11 protein-coding genes and 5 pseudogenes are annotated in these 21,920 nt (G+C 36.4%); 1 reads left to right on the top strand and 15 read right to left on the bottom strand.

What is annotated here, in order from left to right; genetic code table 11:
- Window positions 1-190 precede the first annotated feature (190 nt).
- From MN869_RS17170 to MN869_RS17155, 4 genes and pseudogenes are all read right to left on the bottom strand, one after another.
- Complete coding sequence (locus MN869_RS17170) at window positions 191-2,146, bottom strand: AAA family ATPase (protein ID WP_000593543.1); 1,956 nt, start codon at window positions 2,144-2,146, stop codon at window positions 191-193.
- A 91-nt stretch (window positions 2,147-2,237) separates the two neighbouring features.
- Window positions 2,238-3,401: pseudogene (locus tag MN869_RS17165) on the bottom strand (IS3 family transposase).
- A 167-nt stretch (window positions 3,402-3,568) separates the two neighbouring features.
- Window positions 3,569-8,299 carry an AAA domain-containing protein gene (locus MN869_RS17160; RefSeq protein ID WP_000653919.1) on the bottom strand — a complete coding sequence of 1,577 codons (4,731 nt, stop codon included), beginning with the start codon at window positions 8,297-8,299 and terminating at the stop codon, window positions 3,569-3,571.
- Between the two features lie 63 nt (window positions 8,300-8,362).
- Window positions 8,363-8,578 (bottom strand): annotated as a pseudogene (locus MN869_RS17155) (S16 family serine protease); the annotation flags it as partial.
- Here MN869_RS17155 and brxL point away from each other — a divergent pair.
- Window positions 8,578-9,927 (top strand): annotated as a pseudogene (brxL, locus tag MN869_RS17150) (protease Lon-related BREX system protein BrxL); the annotation flags it as partial. The pseudogenes MN869_RS17155 and brxL overlap by 1 nt on opposite strands.
- Here the strand turns inward: brxL and pglZ are convergent.
- From pglZ to MN869_RS17095, 11 genes and pseudogenes are all read right to left on the bottom strand, one after another.
- Window positions 9,923-11,698 (bottom strand): annotated as a pseudogene (pglZ, locus tag MN869_RS17145) (BREX-1 system phosphatase PglZ type A); the annotation flags it as partial. The pseudogenes brxL and pglZ sit on opposite strands and share 5 nt — an antisense overlap.
- Window positions 11,696-12,198: pseudogene (locus tag MN869_RS17140) on the bottom strand (DUF2280 domain-containing protein); the annotation flags it as partial. The pseudogenes pglZ and MN869_RS17140, both read right to left, overlap by 3 nt.
- Before the next feature lie 90 nt (window positions 12,199-12,288).
- Complete coding sequence (locus tag MN869_RS17135) at window positions 12,289-12,930, bottom strand: putative metallopeptidase (RefSeq protein WP_243308841.1); 642 nt, start codon at window positions 12,928-12,930, stop codon at window positions 12,289-12,291.
- Window positions 12,899-13,360 carry a hypothetical protein gene (locus MN869_RS17130; RefSeq protein ID WP_000378528.1) on the bottom strand — a complete coding sequence of 154 codons (462 nt, stop codon included), beginning with the start codon at window positions 13,358-13,360 and terminating at the stop codon, window positions 12,899-12,901. The genes MN869_RS17135 and MN869_RS17130 overlap by 32 nt, the downstream gene beginning before the upstream one ends.
- A gap of 60 nt (window positions 13,361-13,420) precedes the next feature.
- Window positions 13,421-13,876, bottom strand: coding sequence for a hypothetical protein (locus tag MN869_RS17125; protein ID WP_001136766.1), 456 nt, complete (start codon window positions 13,874-13,876; stop codon window positions 13,421-13,423).
- A gap of 661 nt (window positions 13,877-14,537) precedes the next feature.
- Entirely contained in the window at window positions 14,538-14,774 is a 237-nt protein-coding gene (locus MN869_RS17120) for a hypothetical protein (protein ID WP_000152660.1), read from the bottom strand.
- A 192-nt stretch (window positions 14,775-14,966) separates the two neighbouring features.
- Complete coding sequence (locus MN869_RS17115; protein WP_162097055.1) at window positions 14,967-15,113, bottom strand: hypothetical protein; 147 nt, start codon at window positions 15,111-15,113, stop codon at window positions 14,967-14,969.
- A gap of 72 nt (window positions 15,114-15,185) precedes the next feature.
- Window positions 15,186-15,656: a hypothetical protein gene (locus MN869_RS17110; RefSeq protein ID WP_000395699.1), complete on the bottom strand. Its 471-nt coding sequence runs from the start codon at window positions 15,654-15,656 to the stop codon at window positions 15,186-15,188.
- Between the two features lie 215 nt (window positions 15,657-15,871).
- Window positions 15,872-19,072, bottom strand: a complete 3,201-nt coding sequence (locus tag MN869_RS17105; RefSeq protein WP_243308840.1) for a site-specific integrase — start codon at window positions 19,070-19,072, stop codon at window positions 15,872-15,874.
- Window positions 19,073-19,076: 4 nt separating this feature from the next.
- Window positions 19,077-21,416 (bottom strand): hypothetical protein, encoded by a 2,340-nt coding sequence (locus tag MN869_RS17100; protein WP_005144670.1) that lies wholly within the window; start codon window positions 21,414-21,416, stop codon window positions 19,077-19,079.
- Window positions 21,417-21,428: 12 nt separating this feature from the next.
- Window positions 21,429-21,893, bottom strand: a complete 465-nt coding sequence (locus tag MN869_RS17095; RefSeq protein ID WP_000911011.1) for a hypothetical protein — start codon at window positions 21,891-21,893, stop codon at window positions 21,429-21,431.
- Between the last annotated feature and the right edge of the window lie 27 nt (window positions 21,894-21,920).

Below are 21,920 nucleotides of genomic sequence, written 5' to 3'. Positions count from 1 at the left end.
GAGCTTTTATTTTCGTAAAATACTAAGAAGTGGAAAACATATTCGTAAGTTAAGTAGCACTGACATCATAGAGTTGACTAATTTTATTGAAAATTAAAAAGAACACTTGGATGTCTATAAAATTATATTAAATAACGTACTGGGTAAAGTAATAGACTCACCCTAATAGGCAAGTCTATTAAACCAAAAACTATTTAAGATTCTTATTGACCTCTTTAAAGATAGTTTCAAATCTTGATAAAGTAGCTTCTGAAAGGCTATTAACAAAATCCTTATTACTAGCAAATTCTTTTGCAGGTAAATAATGATTAAATCTATTCTTTTTAATAACTTTATTAATTTTTGATAATATATCTTCAATTTCAGTACTTAATTCTTCCACCTTAATTTCAGCATGGGTAGATGAGAGAGAAATATTAAAAAGTTGCAGATATTCATCAATAGTAAATATATCTTCAATATCAGCTTTTTTTCTATTATCCAAAAAATCATGGAAAAATTTTATATTTTTATCAGATATAATTTTTTGAATAGTTAGACTATCAAATCTTGCCTGAGACTTTTGGTCAGTAAACGAATCTAATAGGCAGAAAATTGATAGTTTTGAACCTCGAAGTAATGAAATAAAACTAGCAACTTTATCTAAACCGCCTGTAGGCACAATTGTAATATCTTCATTTAAGCCAGTTCGTTTATTCGCATTCAAATATTCTGAAATTGTGGTCAAGTATAGTAAGTCTGAGACACCTTCTACCAATAGATTTTTTTTAGAAATAAATAAATTCTGTGCAACATCATACCCTAAAGCAGCTTGTAAAGGGAAAAGTGTATTAGGGTCTTTTTGTTGAATACTATCACTAACGATAGAGCTATCGGAGTCACTAAATACCGTTCTGACCCGATTTAATTTCGTTGTTTCTACCATGAAAGGTGAGTGAGTTGTATAAATAACTTGATACTTATCAACCAAACTTTCTAAAAAACGTAGTAAATCTGCTTGAGCAGTTGCATGCAAGTTAAGGCCTGGCTCATCTAAGAGTAGAATATATTTTGAATTTGAATCAGCCTGAATTTTGTTAAACCAAACTAAGAATGAAAAAAACCAATTAAATCCTTTACTTCTATTCTGAAGAGGTAAAGAAACTCTCGTTTTCGAGTTTTTTACTCGAATATCTAAGACATGTTCAACAATATTTGTATCGACCGTTGTAGCACTGCCATAACTTGTATTTACTTGCCTTTTCACAGTAGCTGTTTTTTTATCAATTTTAAATTCAATATTTAAGTTCTGATTTGCAGACCAATATTGAAATAGTGTGTCAGAAATCAAAGCCTCAGTTGCTTCTAATTCAGCAATAAAGTCTTCGAAATCGTCTGCATTAATAAGTTCATTCACATTAATTTCGGATAAATCTAAGAGTGCCTTTGCTGTTTTTAGATCATCCGATAGATCAACATCATCATCTAAAAAACTTTCTAGAATAATCCTTGATGGGAGTTGATAATATTCATCATAGTAAATAAATTTTGGTAAATGTCTTTTTATTAAAACACTATATGCATATCTTTCAATAAAAGTCATCCATGTAGAACTTTTGAAGAAATATTTTCTTAAAGGCTCTAACCTTTCGGTTTCATCTGGGAACTTCTTTAATATTTGATCAAATTTCTCTTCTGTTAGAGCCAACTTCAACTCAGTTTTTACATCATCACCAATATCAGATAAATTTAAGTGTTTTAAAAATAATTCAAAATTTATCGATACACCACTTATTAATGTAGATGAATCACCATAAGAACTTGTTAGGGTGATTTCATTACTTCCTTGCCAAGTTCCTTTACCTAACCTATTTTCGATTAAGCCAATTAGTTCATCTGAAATATGATAAGTGCAAATAATTGCTTTAGGTTTGCTATCCGACTTACTGATACTTTTTAGTTCTTTTCGAGGATAGTCTAACGTTTCGTTAAATTTAAACTTTTCATCATCTTCAAAATAATTAGTTTTAGCTAAACATTCTAAAACAGAAGTTTTTCCCGATTCATTCATTCCTACTAAAACAGTTATATCTTCCTCAATGTTTATTGATTGAGGAGTTGTAAATGACTTATATTTTAATATCTCAATATTTTTAAGTTTAATCATAAATATTTCTCCCTAAAATTAAATATATAACATTGATAAAGATTAACAATTTCATTGTTTCTAAGCTTACTATTGAATAGCCACCAAAATTCTAGACACACATAACCATCTTTTGATGGGCCTTTTCATAATCTAATGGAGAACGCTGACCATTGGAACCATGTCTGCGTTTTGAATTGTAGAACATCTCAATATATTCAAAGATATCGGACCTTGCTTCAGTTCTTGATGAATATATTTTCTTCTTGATCCTCTCTCGCTTTAACAGCTGAAAAAAGCTCTCAGCAACAGCATTACCATGACAGTTTCCTCGTCTACTCATACTGCTTTCAAGATTATGATGTTTGAGAAATGTTTGCCATTCATGACTGGTGTATTGGCTGCCTTGGTCAGAATGAATCAGGACTTTGTTCTTTGGGTTTCTTCGCCACAAAGCCATCAATAACGCATCTAAAACCAGATCTGTCGTGATTCTGGATTTCATAGACCAGCCAACAACAAGACGTGAAAACAGGTCAATCACAACTGCGATATATAGCCACCCTTCATGAGTACGGATATCTTGCGAAGCAGTGCTTCTCATGTCAGTCACCCACAGCTGGTTGAGCTGAGTTGGATTAAATTGTCGATCTAAAGTGTTTGCGGCAACGACAGCCGGAGCACCAGCGTGAGCTCTAGGTTTACGATAACCGCGCTGAGATTTAAGACCATCTGCTTTCATCAGCCGATGTACTCGATTAATCCCACAACTTTCACCAACATCTTTCAAATCACAGTGAATCTTGCGATAGCCGTAGATACCAACAGATTCCAGCCAGAATCTGTTTAATCAATCCTGAAAGCTGTTGCCGTTTCCGCGCAGTTTTACTGGTGGGTTGCTTTAACCATGCGTAATAACCACTGTGATGAACATCTAAAGTTGAACATAAACGACGAACAGGCCATATATGCTGATTGTCCCGAATAAAGGCGTACCTCATTTGGACTGGCTTGCGAAGTACACCACGGCCTTTTTTAATATGTCCCTTTCTTCAGTAACCCGTTGCAGCTCTTTTTTTAACTTTGCTAATTCTGCCCTTGGATCATTAGATTCTGTGATCTTGGGCTGCTGTGGATCATAACGTTTAATCCAGGCATACATACTATGGGTGGTGGTTCCCAAACGTGCAGCAACTTCGGCCACACTATGGCCTTTCTCAGTAACTTGCTTTACTGCTTCAATTTTGAATTCTTCAGGGTATCGTTTACTGCTCATAAGCACCTCGTTAATTAGCCATTTTATCTAACTAAAAGGTGTCTACAAAATCGGTGGCTATTCACCCTTTTTTACCCAAGTAAATTTCAACAACTAAAGATTACTACTGTAATCTTTAGTTACGTAAGTGTCCGCTAGCGAATCCATTTAAATACAAGCTAGTACAATTAAACAATTAACAAATCTTTCTCGATGTCATTTTCCGCACTCATTTCAGATTCGTCATCTACCCACACTTTGTGTTCTACATCTTGAATTAAGCTACTCATTCCATGTGTAGGTTTTATGCCCATTGCATCAAGTTTTTCCTTTAATGACATAATCATATTTTCACGTTCAATGAACCAACTCGATGCAAAGCATCTCCAGAATGTCCATCCTGCGCGTTCTAAAGCACGTTGACGAGTCATGTCATCATGCCATTGTTCTGGCCCATGATAGCTATCACCATCACATTCAACAGCCAAACGCTGATCACCATCTGACTCAACGACTAAATCGATTCGATAGCTTCCAACCTTAACCTGTGGAGTAACTGTGTAACCCATTTCATGGAGTGTCGTAAATACAGATTTTTCAAACTCCGATTCACACAAATCTAATTTTGCTTCAAATGATGCTTTTTGATCTTCTTGCAAATCATAAAAATGATTGAGTAAATTCAGCCTTAGATCTTTTGGAGATATATGATCACGACTCACGGAATGGACGAGATACATCCGTTCACGAGCACGGCTTGCAGCCACGTTAAATCTCTGTTCATGATCGGATCGACTCAAAGCATGACAATTCTGAGGATCTGCTACCATAGATAAGAAAATAATATCTCTTTCTGCACCCTGAAATGCTGAAGCATCCCCACAAGCAAATTGAACTTGGGTAAGAGTCCCTGCACCAAATTCATTCAAAGCTTCTGATTGAATGAACTCAGCCTGCGCCGGTCCCAACAATGAGATCACACCGATTGATCTATTTGCGTATCGTTCATCTTTAAGAAGAAGTTTCATTTCCTCAATAATTGCTTTCGCTTCTATTCGATTAATATGTTTGCTATTTTTAGATTCTCTATACCCCTGCGGTGTATAAATTGCGACTAAAGCTGGACTTAACTGCTCAGATTTCTTCGATAATCGCATTGGCTTAATACGGTTACCATAAAAGTTTTTATTGCTGTAACTAATGATCGCAGGATGACAGCGGAAATGCTCTAGAAGCATCACACTTGACTCATAGATAGAAGAAGCCATGTCGTATAAAGACATATCTGGTGTTAAATATGCAGCATGTGGCTGACCATGTAGATAACGATTTCTTAATACATCAATTTGAGCACTTGCTAGACCGACATTACTCGGAGAAACTTGTTTATTATCCCCCACTACTAATAATTTTTTAGCACGCATTAAAACAGGTAATACGTCAATTGATGATTGTGATGCCTCATCCACAATCACTAAGTCAAAGAGGCCTAATTCAGCAGGCATAGATTCAGATACCTGAAGATGTGACATGACCCAGCAAGGAATAGCTGCTGTTGCCTCTTTAAGGGCTACTTGAGCATCTTTTCTATAACGTGGAGCATTCTTACCTGTCCCTTTTCCATAGTGTTGTACAGCAATTTTATAACGCTGTAATGCAACTAAAATTTTGTCTGAGGCATTTTCCTTTAATGCCAGCCATGTCTTGTTTGCTGCCAATTGAGCGTAATTTTGAGATAGATTCTTCTCGTGAATACGACGGTGCTCATACAAATTTTCAATTTGACTTGTATTACTGATGGCTATTACAAAAATCTCAAGACGTTTCCATTCCCAAGCCTCTAGCAATGTATTACGTAATACAGGATCTTCAATTTCTTCAGCGTACGGAACTTCCAGAATATGTTTACTAAGAATCAAAGCATTTGTTTTACTCAATCTAATACTGGCGGATTTAACTCTTTCAAAATCTTCTGTTAGATCTTTTAAATGTGATAATTTTTTTAATAGATCAGCATAATCTCCAAGTTCACTTTCATGTAATGAATCGGAATCAATCTGAGATACAATTTTTTTTAACTGATTTGATATTTTATTACCAAACTCTGATAAATAAAGGATTTGATCAGCCAGTTGTTGTTGATAGACTTCTAAATTAAATATTTTTAACTTCTGCCCTAACAATTGAATCAAGTCATCAATATTTTTAGGTAATCCGTAGAAATCAAAAGATTTAGCTCTCTTAAAAGCTTTTAAATAATTCGTATTAAATAGATCCAAATATTTATTTTTCAAATCTAGGCATTTTTGGGTTCTACTGATGAGCTGCGTGAACTCTTTTAATATTTCATCGATATTACGATTATTTAACTCAATTAAAGGAATGTCTAATTGTGCTGCAATACTATTCCATTTGCTCATAAAGATGTTAAGAGTCTGCTTTCTATCAAGATATTCTTTAAGTCTTTTCCATTCATCTGATGTATCAGGATATTTTCCAGAAACTTTAATTGACTTAAAAAGGTCTTGTAATTCAGCAGTACCAAAATGATACCAATTAAATGGCTTACCTGTATCAACAGCACGTTGAACAGCTTGATATTCTTTTGAGTTTGGTTGTATCTCAAAATTCAGCTCTATGGGATCAATTAGTAGCGTTTTCCTGTATTCCAATAAAGGCTGAACTTCTTGAATAAGGTTACTATAGATATCAAGTTCCATAGCCTTATCTTCTGCATTTATCTTCTTGAAATAGCTCAATAACCATGGTTCTGCTTGATCAAGAACAAAGTTTAGATCTTCTAGATAAATCTTCAACCAATCTCTTAGCTCATTAATTTCTGATTCAGAAATAGTTTCCTTGAAATTATGTAGGTCATTTTGCTTTAAGAATTCCTCAATCTCATCTTTTTCTTTTAAGAACTCACTTAATTTCTTCAGGCTCGCCGAATCTAACAGCTTTTCAGGAGCTGGTAGAGGTCCATAATTTATGTATGGTAAGTTTGTACCTATTTTCTTCCTTGAGTCTCTCAATTGAATCAACTCAATCTGGGAAAAAGGAAACTGGTCTTTTTCCTCCAAAGTTAATTGGTCGGTAAACCATTCGCAGGATACTCTACTTTCTAATACCGTTTTCACGATATCCATAGGTAATTTTTTATTACCATCTACTTCAATATTCTGATAATGCTTTTCTGCAAAGTTATATATTTCTCGATCAATCAAAGCCATTTCATGATGGTTATGATCTATTTGATGTTTTAGAACTTCGATCGTTTTTCGAACTTCTGCAACATTCATTTGGGTAATTTTTTGCACAATCAAATCGATTGAAGATTCAAGCTGATTTTTACTTTCTTTGCTTGAACCAATGCGACTGACTACCAAAGGCTTTAATTCATCAGGAATCTTTTCATGTACTGTTTTAAGGACATGTGACTGCTGTGCAGTTACCAGTACTTTTTTACCATTCGCCAAATAGTGACAGATAATATTGGCAATACTATGTGTTTTACCTGTACCTGGTGGACCTTGCACCACTACACCACTGCTGATTAGCAGATTCTGGACAATAGTAATTTGTTCTTTGTTATAAGGCAGCGGGAAATAAAGCTCTTCAACTTTTGATCCGAATCCCTCAGTACCAGAACGCCCTCTAAAACTATAAGTCTCTTTTTGATTAATATCGCTTTTTAATTCTGTCACTAACGATAAAGGTTGTTCAGGTATAGCCACTGAAGGGTCATTAAGTTTAGTTTTTAATAACTCAATGTCATCGCTTAAAATAGAATTTCTTTTAGGACGACTAAACAGTACTGATGTTAATGTCACCGTTAGATTTTTGGATGGTATAGCCCTATTTTCTGCCTCAACAATTGCTCCTTTTGAAAAAATATTCGCGACGAAGGCATTAACTATATCAGAGTAAGTTTCCCCTTCAAATAGGCGTAATGAGCGACCATTATTTAAGTTTTCTTTTAAGGTTACTTTTACTTGTCCTGAAGTAGGCAGATCATCCTCTAATAAGATGGCATCCATTTCTATATTGGCACGTGTATCTTTGGCACCTACACGTATTAATCCATTTTTTTCTATCTCCATTTCTAACGGGATAGTAATAAGAGGATATGAGTAAGATTTTTGAGTCGTTGGAAGTACCCAGTCAACTAAGCCAAAGCCTGCAACAATTTCTTCACCATCGCCTGTTCCACCTAAATTAATCGCGGTATTCCATGAGAATAATTTATCGTAAACAACAATAGATTTTTTAATCTCATCGTTATTTTGTTTCCAATCTTTCCAAATATTTTGATAACTTTCGAATTCTTTGAATAGCTTCTGAAGTAGGTCAATTTTAGTAATCAAATCACATGCCACGCTACTGTAGGGCAAACGGAATTGATGAACTCCTTTAAAAAATACAATCTTATTTAAACTAGAAAAATTAACAGTGGGTTCTTTTTCGGCATCAACATGAATATAGGAAGAGAGTATTTGAGATGGTTTCGGCATCGATTGAAGCTGTAATCGTTCAATTTGAAACCACCAATCGTCATCATTCAGAATTTTTAAGCCACGAAGTTTTTCTAGATCATGAGAATAAAATCTATTACCACTCATTTCATATTGAATTTTTTGAGTATCCTCAGCTTGATGAGATACATAATCCAACAATTGAATCAGTTTATTTTTAACAATATTATTTAATTCAAGTTCAGAGTTCATCATTGGTCTTTCTAAATTTTTAACTGACGGGATTATAGCTAAAGACCAGCAAAAGGCTTCATTTTGTGAAAATATATCTTGATTTTGATATAAAAAAGCATTCACTTCTTTCTTTTCAATACCAAGAGTTTTAGCAATTTCTCTAGCAGTAAGTTTGGGCTGTTTAACCAAAATAGCTGTTATTAAATCCTTCATGTGATTCATATTTCCTAATCATTTCAAAAGCTTTTCTCTTTAACTGATTTATACAGAATCAACTCAACCCACACCCAGAGCTTTAAATACCGCATCCACCGGATCTGCATAAAAGCTGGTCTGGAACTTGGTAAACAGTTCTACAGGAATCGTTGGGATATCTGCCGCACTACTCATTGGCAAAGCAACCTTCTTGGCACCCGCATCAAAAGCAACTTGCAGACATTCGGCAATACTTTCCACCGGTGTCACAGAACCACCCAAGCTTATATCACCCAGTGAGCCTACTCAAGCCGATTCAAATGCCGAATATGAATATGGATGAACTCTTCAGTGGAAGAGCAGCATTAAGCACTGATCAGTGGCGCGAGAGTTTAATCCGTTCGATCGGCATGGAACCGGCTTCGCTAAAAGAGGACGTGCAATGGCAGCTATTAGCACGTATGGTTCCGTTCGTTGAAAATAACTATAACGTTTGTGAACTGGGACCACGCGGTACCGGGAAAAGCCATATTTACAAAGAATGTTCACCGAATAGTATTTTAGTCTCCGGTGGGCAAACGACTGTCGCCAACCTATTCTATAACATGAGTAGCCGCCGTATTGGTCTGGTTGGCTTATGGGATGTGGTAGCCTTTGATGAAGTCGCCGGTATTTCCTTTAAGGACAAAGATGGCGTACAGATCATGAAAGATTACATGGCCTCAGGGTCTTTTGCCCGTGGCCGCGAACAGATGGAAGCCTCTGCTTCAATGGTTTTTGTGGGTAATATCAACCAAAGCGTGGAATCCCTGGTCAAAACCAGCCATCTATTGGCACCTTTCCCTGAAGCCATGATCGATTCGGCATTCTTCGATCGTTTTCATGCTTATATCCCCGGCTGGGAAATTCCGAAGATGCGCCCGGAGTTCTTCACCAACCGTTATGGATTGATCGTTGATTATCTAGCTGAGTTCTTCCGGGAAATGCGTAAGCGTAGCTTTGCAGATGCCATTGAGAAGTACTTCAAACTCGGCAACAACCTGAATCAACGTGATGTGATCGCCGTTCGCAAGACGGTTTCCGGATTGATGAAGTTGCTCTACCCACACGGTCAGTTTAATAAAGAAGATGTACGCCAGTGTCTGGAATATGCCCTGCAGGTACGTCGTCGGGTCAAAGAACAGCTGAAAAAAATTGGTGGCATGGAATTCTATGATGTGCATTTCAGCTACATCGATAATGACACGCTTGAAGAGCACTTTGTTTCAGTCAAAGAGCAGGGTGGAGGTGGACTGATTCCCGAAGGTCCAGCCAAGCCAGGTTTCTTATATACCATCGGGCTCAGTAATAAAGGCATGCCAGGGTTATACCGCTTAGAACTTCAAGTCACCAAAGGTTCAGGAAAGCTGGCGACATCAGGCTTATGGAATTCAAGCAGTGCCAAGGAGCAGGTCAAGGTCGCATTTGACTACTTCAAGGCCAATGCATCTCGAATCTCGGGTGGCAGTAAGGTGATGGAACATGACTTCCACTTACATGTGGTTGAATTACAGAACACCGGACCACTCAGTCATCTTGCTCTGCCAAGTTTAGTAGCTTTCGCTTCTGGCCTGTTAGGACGATCGGTACAAAGTCAGATGGTGGTACCACAATTTCCTGAGGCATGATGCCGCCATGCACGAAACGTGAACCTCCTACAAAATGGAAACGGTTTGCCCCTTTTGGAATCCAGAAATCAGTCGCAGATAATGTACCTGCCGTAGCTTGGGTTGAACCTTTCCAGGCTTCTTTGCTCACTGGCAAACCATGTCCGATCACATAACGCTTCTTGCTCTTCAATACATTGGCAGGTTTTTCAGTCAAGATAGAACGATCCTCAGATTCCAGTTTACTTTGCTGGAACAAGAACCCATGGTCAGCTGTGATCAACAGGGTAGAAATATTGAAATGCAGTAAGATTTTACGGCTTAGCTCGGTCAGCTCTTCAATGGCATGTTCCACGGCCATAAAAGTTTCTGATTCTGTCGAGACGCTGTCACCGCGTGCATCAATGACGTTATGATAAACATAAATCAGATCATGGTCTTTAAGTGCTTCACGGCCTTCATCACGCGACCAGCCTTTTACCGTTTCAGCGGTCACGGCTAGACCATTATAGGCTGCCAGAATTTTGGATCGTGCTGCAGTTCCTTTGCTGGACTGTCCATCTACTAAAACATCATCCCCTGCACTCTCTTTGTACTCCAAAGTCTGGTGTGGCAGTAATGAGGCCATGCCGAGTGTGGTATAACTTGGCACAACTCCCAGCTGTGAAGACAAAGTCGCTTCTGAATAACGCTTTTCATTGATACGATCACACACCTCTACTGCAGCTTCATAGCGGAAAGCATCACTGATGATCACTACAATACGGCGTTTCGTTGCAGAACCCAGTAGGGGTCTGACATGGGTATCATAGAAGTTCTGCTGATTTGGGATATCTGCTATTTTCCAGACATTCAAGCGTTGTTCAGCTTCAATCCGCTCTCCCCAGTTGCGCGCCAGGTAATCGATAAACCAGTAGGAATAGCAATTTTCGATTTCTTCATCGAGTTTTTTCAGGATATCGACATGAGCTCGTTGTGAGGCTGTACTGTAGTGGCGATAGGTCATATCAAAGCGATACAACTCCTGCTCGTAGGCTTTATACAAGGCTTCACTGGAGTCGAAATAGAACCCGGAATCAAACTGCTGTCGCAGGCTGAACAGGTCAATGGCTGCCTGCAACGCTGTATAGACCGTGCGATATTTACGGCGTGTTGCATCATCCTTATGTTTGGAAGCCCAATAGCCATCCAGACGGGTAGAAATAATCGTTCTGAAATGTTCCAGTTCAGCTTGGGTTGCTGCAGGGATATGACTGGCCAAATCAACAATAATCTTTTGTTCAATCACTTCAAAGGTCATGACATCGAGCAGCTGTTCCAGATCAAAAGCCCCGACCTTCTCCTGGATCCGCAGTGCATTGGCCACGGTCTGGGAGAGTGTATCGAAGGTTGGGTAGTATTTGGAGCTGTCTCTCCAGCGTGACAAAAAGGCTCTAGCCGTCGCACGTGAACTGACAGATGACATCACCAGTTCTTGAGCCCATAGCGGTATATCGCCCAGGCTTTCACAGAAACCTGTGCTCATCAACCGGATAAAGAACGTACCGAGCTTGAATGGTGCTTCCCCATTCAATTCTTCAACCGATGCTGGATAACCAATTTCCGTCTGTAATGCGGTAATTAAAGCTGGCACCAGTTGGAATTTTTCCAGTTCAGCAAAGGATTCCGGATTGACTTCCAGAGCCAGGTTCTGCTGTACCACTTCATCTGCCAGTGCCAGAACGATATGCATGAGTTCGACACTGTCAGCCTTGACCACAGCTGCAATCATCTCCTCATCAGGATTCAGCACAAGCTTGTAATCCTCTTCAGGTGGACGATACTCAGGTGGATTTACCTCACGTTGTAACTTCTGAAGTTCAAGTTTTTTAATCTCAAGTTCTACTTCAGCTTTAGTTTGGTTCGCTTCAGAATTACCACCTTTATTATTTTGTTCCCCCTTCTTCTCATAAAACCCTTTCATGATCTTTTGTATTTGGTCCACGATCTTAATTGTCATGGTCACATTGTTTTTTTAGTCCAAAGCAAATCAATTAAAATCTTCAACTGAACAATGTCATTTGCTCCACTGATTTTATTTAGTGGCTGACTCAAATACTCTTCCCGTGTATTTTCGAAAATTTCTTTGAGTTCCTTACTTAAGTCTCTCCCAGCAAACTTTGTAGGGTCATATGACTCTACCTGCTGTCTCGAAACATCAATGTCAAATTCCTCCTTGACGAGACTTACTGTTTCTTGAGGGGTGTTAAACACAGCAAACGATTGTACAATAAAGAGTTTCTGCTTTTTTTAATGTCGCCATTTCTCTCTATCCGTCAAGGTACGTCAAGGAAACATGGCAAAAAAAATGAGCCAAAAGGCTCAGGTAATTACACAGTTTCCACAGCATTTAGAAATATCTAAATCAGAAACAAACGGCGGGTTTTTAGCGACTTCAACAAGCCGCTTAACACTGTCATTAGCTCCCCAGCGCTTAACAACACCGATGAACTCTTCCACATCGTGGCCAGCTAAATAGTGCTTTGGTAAGCCAGTATGATCGCTGTAAATAATCTCACCGTCCGAATCTCGCTCTACACCAATGTGATAGAGCTCATGTTCAATCAAAGCACAAAACTCGTTATCGTTTGCCTTTTCACAAAAGCTTGCATCGATAGTGATTAAGTAAATTGGAACAAAACCGAACCAATCACGCATTTGCTGCTCTTGACGGGCTTTCTTCCAGCCGCCTTGTTGAAACATAACCTTTTCACATTGGCCGAGCACCATGCGCTTAGCTCTCTTATAAGCAGTAGAAGCCCATGCAAAAGCCAAAAACCCCTCATTGTCATGAAGCATCTCAGCGATATGGTCATGATCTGGATTATGTAAAGGTCCACCAAGTGTAAGAAAATTAGCAACTACCCAGTTTTTTAAATCAGACGCAGGTACTATGCGAATCGCTTCCTCTTCATCTGCTTGGTCAATAAAATCAGTTGGAGGAAATGGTCTGATCTGATCCATTAAATATTTGCCTCTTTAAATTTTTTAACCACTCACTAGCGTATTCAGTCCGTAACTGCAAAGGTCCAGACTCATCAATGCGGCATCTTGAAGCTGTCTCTATGCGAACTACGGTGTAGCCCATCTCTTCAGCCACATCGTAACGATCAAGACTACAAGCTTTATTTTTAAGTTTGCCCTTACGACCGCCAGACCATGGACCACCCACAATTTCAACTAGTATTCGATACTCAATTAAATGAAAGTCAAACCGCCAGTGCTTAGTAGACTTAAACTGAAATTTCTTTTCATATTTAATTTCCAGATTATCTAAAGTTTCAGTAAATTCTTCTTCTGCCTTTAGATATTTTTGTGTAGGCTTTGGCAGTGGCCAGCTTTTAGTTTTAGGTTCTTTTTTCCGAGTAAGCCAAAAGTATTCTGTAGAATCCATTATTCTTACCCATAAAAAAACCGCCCTTAGGCGGTGGCTAAACTCACAGGCAATATAGTATTACTTCTTAAAAGTTGACTTATAGAGCTTTGAATTAAAGTAATCCGTAATTTCTTTACCTTCGGTTTGAATTTTTTCCTCATTTAAAGGTAAAAAATCTAATTCAGATTTCAAGCTCATATACTCTGGAATAAATTTCTTTATAGGCGGAGGTGGTTTAGGTCCACCTTCTGTAATTTTTTCGATAAATCCAGCTAACCATAAAATATACTCACCTTCTGAATTATGAGGAGGAATCAAACTCACATCTATTTTTACTTTACATTCATCTAATGGTCTACTGAACAATTCAACAAAATCAATAAAATTAAATTTTAATTTAAATTCTGTTCCCTCAATTTCTCTGCGTATACATGTCATAAGTAAGTTCATATTTTCAATACAGTCATGTGAAAATAATTCCTCATCTTTAATTTTGTTATAAATATTTTCCGCAAACATGAGATACTGTGGCATTTCAGCAGCTCCTCATTTTTATAAAGTATTTTTTCTTAAGGTAGTCCTATTATAACAATGTTGCAACAAGAAATTTTCCATTTTTAGTTTAAGGAATTTTTTAAAATTATAAAGACGATTAGATTCAATAAATTAGTACGAATAAAAGCTAGGGAAGTTTGATTTTTCTAATGAGCTTTGAAATGGATTATTGTGTTTAGTTGATCAATTTAAAAAGCTTGCCTAGTAGGCAAGCTCCCCTTTTTGATATTTGCGCTGATCAACAAGGTTTAGTGTTACCTACAGCAACACACTGATAATACAGAAATATTTAAAAATAAAAAAGCCCACTTCCTATTTTTATTCAGAAATGGACTTAGCGAAAAAAACGCTTAAACCTGAAATAGGAAATATCTATTCGGAAATATTTCCAACTTCATATTGGCATAATATTTAAGCACTAGCAATAGGGATTGAATTAAAAATATCAAATATTCATATTTAAATAGATAAAGATTTCTTTTTTTAAATGGTTTTATTTTTAGCCTACATAATTTTTTTACTTATCAAGACTTATAAAGAATATGTGCCCATCAATAGGTAATACTTAATAAGGTCTTATGTGCAGTAACCATTAGGCTCTAGAGAGTAAGAACTCAAACTGACTAAAAATAAAAAATAATTAATTTTCAATATCAATGATCATATACTGCAAAGTTAAGTATATTCCAACTTCTCCATTGTTGAGTGCCTCATATAAGTCTTCATCAACGAAATCTCCAGATTCATCATATAGCCATTTATGAATTTGAATAATTTGTATATTCCCTTTTTTGTCTATTCTTGCTATTGGGTCTATTACGGACCGAACTATCACCTTCTTCTTCGTCTCAACATCAAGCAATGTGATAATTGTCATTTTAAAATCCTTATAAATATCCTGTATAACAACTACGCTCAATCAATAAAGATTTTTATATTTAAATTACTCAAATAGCAATCTTTTCAATCTAAAAAATAAATAAAAAACACTTTAATAGTATGTGCCTATTAGAAAAGATACCTTAAATCTTCTACTAGCAATAAAAAACCGCTTTAAGGGCGGTTCATATTATTCATCAATCTGATCATGCAGTTTTTTGATAAACTCTATAAGCTTTTCTTTACTTGCTGCATTATTTAAAACCGCTACTGTTATATCGCTTTTCGCTTTGATTTTCGCACTTTCAACCACCGCATCATATTCAATATTATTCATTACCATTTGTTAGTTTCTCATTTTATAAAGTGAGAGACATTAATAATATGAAATCAGCAACTATACAAGCACCTACTTAAGATCATCAGGCGTTTCCAAATAACACCCATTTTTATTACAGAAAGCATGAATGTCGTTTAAGTATTCGGTTAATTGAACTGTACTTGCGTCTGTAGTGCTCATTAGCTCACATAGGCCACTTGCTACATCTTGGTAGAGAGGATGCTTAGAATCTTTCAACTCTCTTACAGCCTTGAATGTTTTCTTGTATTGGCCAACGTCATCGCAATCATAGATTTTTGCTAAGAAGTTTTTCTTAAAGAACAGATGCTTGCAATCTTTATCTGTACCTTGACGTTTAGCCCATTGATTAAGCCACATCCAGTACAAACGGTTTTGAGCCTTCGAACGATCTTTATCTTGTGGTGCGATCAATACAACTAACGGCTTCCCTTCATTCACTGCCTTAGCATGATTCACATTAAGAAAGTTAGTTACTGGTGAAATGTCGCAATGGTTCTTAACAACATGTCGGAATTCCATTTTGACCTCGCAATAAAAAACCACCCGTGGGTGGCTTGATTTTTTTTGATAAATTAATCAACAGCTCAAAAATGGGTAACTGTCAGATCGAGTTTGGACTACAACACTTTAGCTCATCGATTTACCAAAGCGCTAATCTTCACACTATTGTTTAAAATCCAGTAATCAAACTGTGATGCTAAAGCTTTTAAATTCCCCTTTTTAAGCTGCTTAGGCTATTTTAACCAAAGTTCATCTTCTTGCATGATTTTTAACATTAAATTAAATATAACCAGTAGAGTAACATTTTTTTTATTAGGGCCAACAACTCTTTGAAAACTAAATTTAACTGTTCTCTCAAGCACTTCCAGATTAACTGGATAATTCTGTTTGTCTAAATTTAGGTGATCTCCAATAATTGGCTCTATACCAGCAATAAAATTAGCAATTCGTTGCTCATCATCTTTCTTTATGCATTGAAAATGTAGAAAGTTTTTACGTAATTTTCCAAATAATAATAATACCTTAAGTGCATTGACCACGTTCAACTCTTTAGGTATATCTTTCCCCTTATCATGTTGGTTATGCAAATCAAGGAGAGGAATTATTTCATCAGAACGTGTCAGTTTCTTAGCTTTGTCGTAAAGCTCATCAAACCAACCCACATCTAAATTTTTATTACTAACATAATTCGTTTTTAAATTAAAATTTTTGGGGTCCATCCATTTAGTGCTCATAAATTGACATCGCTGCATCCATTCTTGTGCTTGAATATCTTCGCTTGAACGGCCATCTCTTAAACTTATCAAACGTTGAAAAGGCGTCAGAGTACTCTTCTCGATACTAAACTTCTTTTCTTGTCGACCAGCAATCATAACTGGCTCTGTTTGCTGATAAGAGTTAAACCATTTCTGCTGCTGAGTATAACGATTTAAGTTTATGTACTCTGTACTTGAATTCACTGGACCAAAACACTGTTCTAGGACTTTTTTTGAAATGATACACGGCGAATTGTAAATTCGATCGACTGCTAATAAATCCAAAACATGAAGATAATTTGAAGCCGTTTGTTCAATACTGCTATGCCCCATCCAAGAGGCAAGCACCTGCCATTTATGTTGAATAATCTCTTCATGAGCACGTGCTTTAACACCAAACAATAAATCACGCATCTTTTTTGCTTTTACCCAAGGACAATCTGTATATGTTTTAATCATTTCTTTTGAACCCAGCAAAGTTATTGCTAGATAGTTAGCAGCACTGTGGCGCAACGTATGAAAACTAAAGCCATGATGCATACCTAATATTTGGTTAAACAACTCTACTGTAATTTTGCTGATACATTGATCAGTTAATACACGATGATTAACACTAAAAAGTAGATCATCCTGCTGATTAAACAAATATTGTTCATAACGATGTTGTATGTAATGTTGTACTACTAAAAACTCATGTTCTGACAAGGCAATTTTCAATGGTATTTGACGATTTGCACTTTGCGTTTTCAGACGGCGATATGAATTGTTCTGAATATGAAGCGTGATATTATTAAAAGCTGTATTTTCTTTTTCTTTATAAAGTAACTCTGGGCAAATAATATCTTGTATTTTAAGACAACGAACTTCATTTAATCGGAGTCCAGTTCTATAACTCAGTAAATACATCAGCTTTAAACAACTCAGATGATCGACCCACTCTGATGCCGTTGGCTCTTGACTTAAATGTTCTAGTTTTTCCAATAGCTTGCCAAATAGCAAAGGGCTTACTAGGCGTGCATTGCAAATTTGTAAATGCTTAAAACTTGAATTCTGTAACACCAATACCTCTGGTGCATTAAAATTATCTATACAAAATTGATGAAAATCTTTTAGGCGACCAAAACGGTATTCTGCTGTTTGGTGCATCTTACGAGAGGTTTTTCCTTTAACAGCTTCACGTTGAGTTGCTTGTGCATCTCGTTCACTGCTATATTTCAACAACTGTCGATATAAATCTTCATAATCATCAATGGATTGTTGCTTTAAATCCAATTTATTAAGCCAAATTTCAAATATAAATTCTTTAGCAAATGATCCTAAGTAGCTTTCAATAGTCGATAATTGAAGCCCTCTTTTTTTTAAATGCACTAACCAGTGAATTAAGCGTAATTGGGCTTCAATTAAAGACTTTTCTTCCGTATTTGCATCACGCATCTTCTTCTCTAACACCCTTCTGATTTCTTGCCAAAAACGTAGCGTGCGTTCTTCTTTATTCCTCTTTTTATCTAAGCGCTCAACTTTTTGAACTTTACGTTTCTTTTGATCAAACAACATCAACTCATACGGAATCGTTTGTAATTTGCTTTGAGCCGTCGGAACTTCAGGATGTAACTGCTCTTGTTCAAAATGAATAGGGCTATTCTCTAGTTCCATGACTTGATTACGTTCATTACTCCATAGCAATCTAAATTCGGATGGCCGTAAGGCGACAGTATTAATCTCTTGCTGAAGTACATTACTTAAAAATATATCTAGGCTAAGGTTTGGATTAAATTCAAGTACCATTTGCACATCATTAAATGCACGAAATCCACGGCGTTTAATTTGATATTGCAGATCGCCCAAACTTTTGTTTCGTCCCATGCGACTCAAGCTTTCCAGAATACAATCTTCAATTGATTGTTGCAGACGATATTCTTTATGAGTAGCTTTCAACTTTTTTAAATATTGCAAGATGAACTGAGCATATGAGTTAAAAAAAACATGCTTCCATTGGTACAACTTTCTCTGTTCTACATCGTTGCCATATTGAGAGTTTTCAACACGATAATGTAGTAACAATGGATTAGTGATTTTTTTGTAGTCCGAATGGTATAACCGAAAACAATTCAGATCTGTACCAAGCTCAACGGCCTCGTGCAATTGCTGCTGAATAGCAACCAGATGCTGTTCATCTGCACAGCCTGAAATATATATAAAACTTAAGCATAAATCCCCCCACAAATATTTAGGGTCATCCCAATATCCAAGTGAATCTTTCCAATATGCTTTCAAAGCGTTGACTACCTGGGCATGTAACTGCCCTTGTTTTAACCGTGACTCCGTACTCTCAATTTTTCTAGGCAGTACGATCCGTTTAGTATGTGGATTTAGCCTAATTCTGTATGATTTTTTATCTACATTCTGGTTGAATTGCCTTCTTCTTTTATTAAATTCATCTTCAGTAAATTGCATCAGTTTAGATTGTTCATCTCGGCTCAATTTTTGACTCAAACAATCAACACTATCTTTAATGTCATGCCATTTTTCAGCGATCTGCTGATCAAGTTTTTGCTGCATTTCTTTCGTCAATACTTCAGGTGGAGAAGGCTGTCTATCTAGCGACTTTTTCACCATTTTATGAATATCAACAAATAGATCATCTAGTTGTGGTTTTATTAGTTCTTTGATTTTTTGCATACAACTATTTTCGCTCTAAGTGTTTAATCGATAAAGATTTGACATTATCTTGCAATTGCTGGCGGGCTTGCTGTACATAGACATTCGGGATAAGTGAAGAATGCGGATGAAAAGCCTCTCGGTCACGTTGGTCATGACCATACAGGGCCTGAATTAAGTGAAAAGCTAATGCTGGTTTACCCTCTTGCTGCTCATGCATCAAAAAGTTCATGTCAAAATGACGTAACCAATTCGAATACATATTCTTTGGAAAGACTCCTTGCATATATGAATTCACCCATTTTCTCGATAAAGGGATTAACTTAATTTTCCTGCTCTGCCATTCTTTGACAGTTATCGGCAAGATATCTTTACTAAAAATGACCTTACCAAAAAGATCATTTACAGTTATCTTCTTCTTTGCAAAGACTTGTCTAAAAAATGAACCGTACGCTTCAATAATTTGTTCTAAAAAGGCAGTGTAATTTTGCAGTGTTTTTATGAAAAAATCAGATAAAGGGATAAAACGACCATCTTTTCTTGCTTTACTATTTTTTTTATCATTCACATATAAAAGCTTGAGCTCAACACAATAATCATCCAAATTCCCCAACAGGTTTTTTTTAGGCCGACTTGCCAAACTCAACAAACTGATATGCCACATCCAACACGCATATGCATTAAGTTGATTAATAATGTGCTTATCTTCTTGGATGTTTTCGTGACAATGTCTATGTAAAATATGGAATTGCTCTTTCACAAAATTGGGTTCAAGTGCCAGTTGGCTCCCTATCCTTCCTATAGATAATGCAGATTGCACTTTGAATTGTTGTTGCAATATTTTTAGTTCAGCCGTGTCTTCAGTAAAATGTGTGGAATGTGGTGTAAGTGCTTTTTCTAAAAAGGCTAGATATGTGCTACTGAGTTGAGTTTTCGGTAGCCCGCCATAATAGATACCAGGCATGTGATGCTGACTATCCCGCCCAGCAATTACATGAGCAAGATATTCATTATATGTTTCATAATATATATGAAAATATAATTGAGCCTGCAGTTTTTCTACAGTGATCGAACCTACAAACCGATTATCAAGCCAATTCTTAAGTTTCGTATTAATGTGTGTTGATGAAATTAGTGGATTCGATGCTTGTTCTATATAGTCAAACCAAGCAGAAGGTAAATGTAGTTGATGTGTCATCACTTCATTCCACCGCACATGATTTAAGCTCTTAATCTTCTGCTCTGTAATTTTAAGATTTAATTTGAGTAAATATTCGCGACGTCTACTTGAACCATTCTGGATCAAAATTCCATCTTGAATAAGCTCGTTAAAATCCATCAGTGCGACGGGTGATAATCCCGTCAAAAGTGACAATAAACATGCTGCAGCGATTGCAGCATCCCTCCAGTGCCCGGATAACTCGGTTCTCAACACATAAACAATTTGCTTCAGTATATCTGGCGCCAAATAATGTGGATTTGTAACAAAAGGAGCATGACGGCGCTGGCGATGCCGCATTAGATGCGTCGCATTATCGCTGAGTATATAATTTAAATTTTTAGACTTTTCATCTTCTGAATAAAACTCCATTTCAGGATCTAATAGATCAACTTCACCCTCTTCATCTTTGTGAAGAGCGGCATCATAAAAACTGATCTTTGCGTTATGTCCAATATCTACTTGCTTACCCGTTTTAATTTCACGAAATTTTTTGAGTTCATTTTTCGTCGGCCATTGCAAAACTTTACTTTTTTTTGACTTACGCTGACGATGAACAACACGACGATCATCAAGTCTTTTAAAAATTATTAATAGAGCCGATAAATACTCTATGGCTTGTACTTGTTTGAAATCTTTAATATTAAAAAGTTGATTACGATCCTCCTTTTTCAAGTTACGTTCGTACATGACATAGCGATTTAGTAGCTCACTGCATTCTTGAAATAATTCAGCATGATTAGAATCCAGAACATATCGTGATACATAGCGAAAGAGATCACAAACATGTTTTTGCTTATTCTCAGCTTTATCAATTTTTGCAAATTCTTGATACTGCCGATATGTTAAAAAACTCGCTTGTAGAATCAAATAACGTTCAGACGACAGCTCTTGAGTATTACTAGTAGTCGGGCATGCAAAATAACTTAAAGAAGCTAGATAATAATATTTACCTAATTGTCTAGAACTAGATATATAGCCATATATCTGTTGTGCTTCCTTATATAGAGCATGGGCTTTTTCACGTAAATCATCTGATAGATCGACAAATTGTGTATTCACAACATGATTGCGTAATAAACAATAATCTTTTTGGAATTTTTCTGCTAAATCTAAGAATTGCTCTTCTGTTTCAATCTTTGGCATATTCGCTTTCGCTTAATTTTTTATCAAATTGCATTGGTTAAATTCATTACGATCTGAACAATTTGGTAAAAGTTGATCTTTTATTGAACTCTTTGTCAGCTTAAAAAATCTAGCAAAAAATTTAGCATCCAGCTCTTTCTGAGCTTTTCTCTCAAAGCACAAGTGTTGCTGTGATTTTTCGATAAAATCATCAAGATTATGTATCAACTGTAAGATTGCAACATAATTAGAATGTACACGTAAGCATGGCTCCGTTTGCATTAATAGCAATATTTTTTGCCAAATTTTCACATAGATTATTTTGAACTTTGCTTGTACTACTACTTTCTGGCTCTGTTTAATCTTTTTGATTTTCAGTAGTTCTGAGTTAATTTTTACTATCTTAAATTGAACATTTTGTCGCTCAAAGCAAAAGGGCATGATAAATTGCCCCATAAATATCTCTATATTTTTTACTAAATAGTCAAATTTTAACATTTTTATCGATATAAAAAATGAGCATAT

It is taken from the genome of Acinetobacter sp. NIPH1876 (assembly GCF_022808535.1).
GTDB lineage: Bacteria > Pseudomonadota > Gammaproteobacteria > Pseudomonadales > Moraxellaceae > Acinetobacter > Acinetobacter higginsii.
This window is presented reverse-complemented; position numbering and strand designations above follow the sequence as displayed.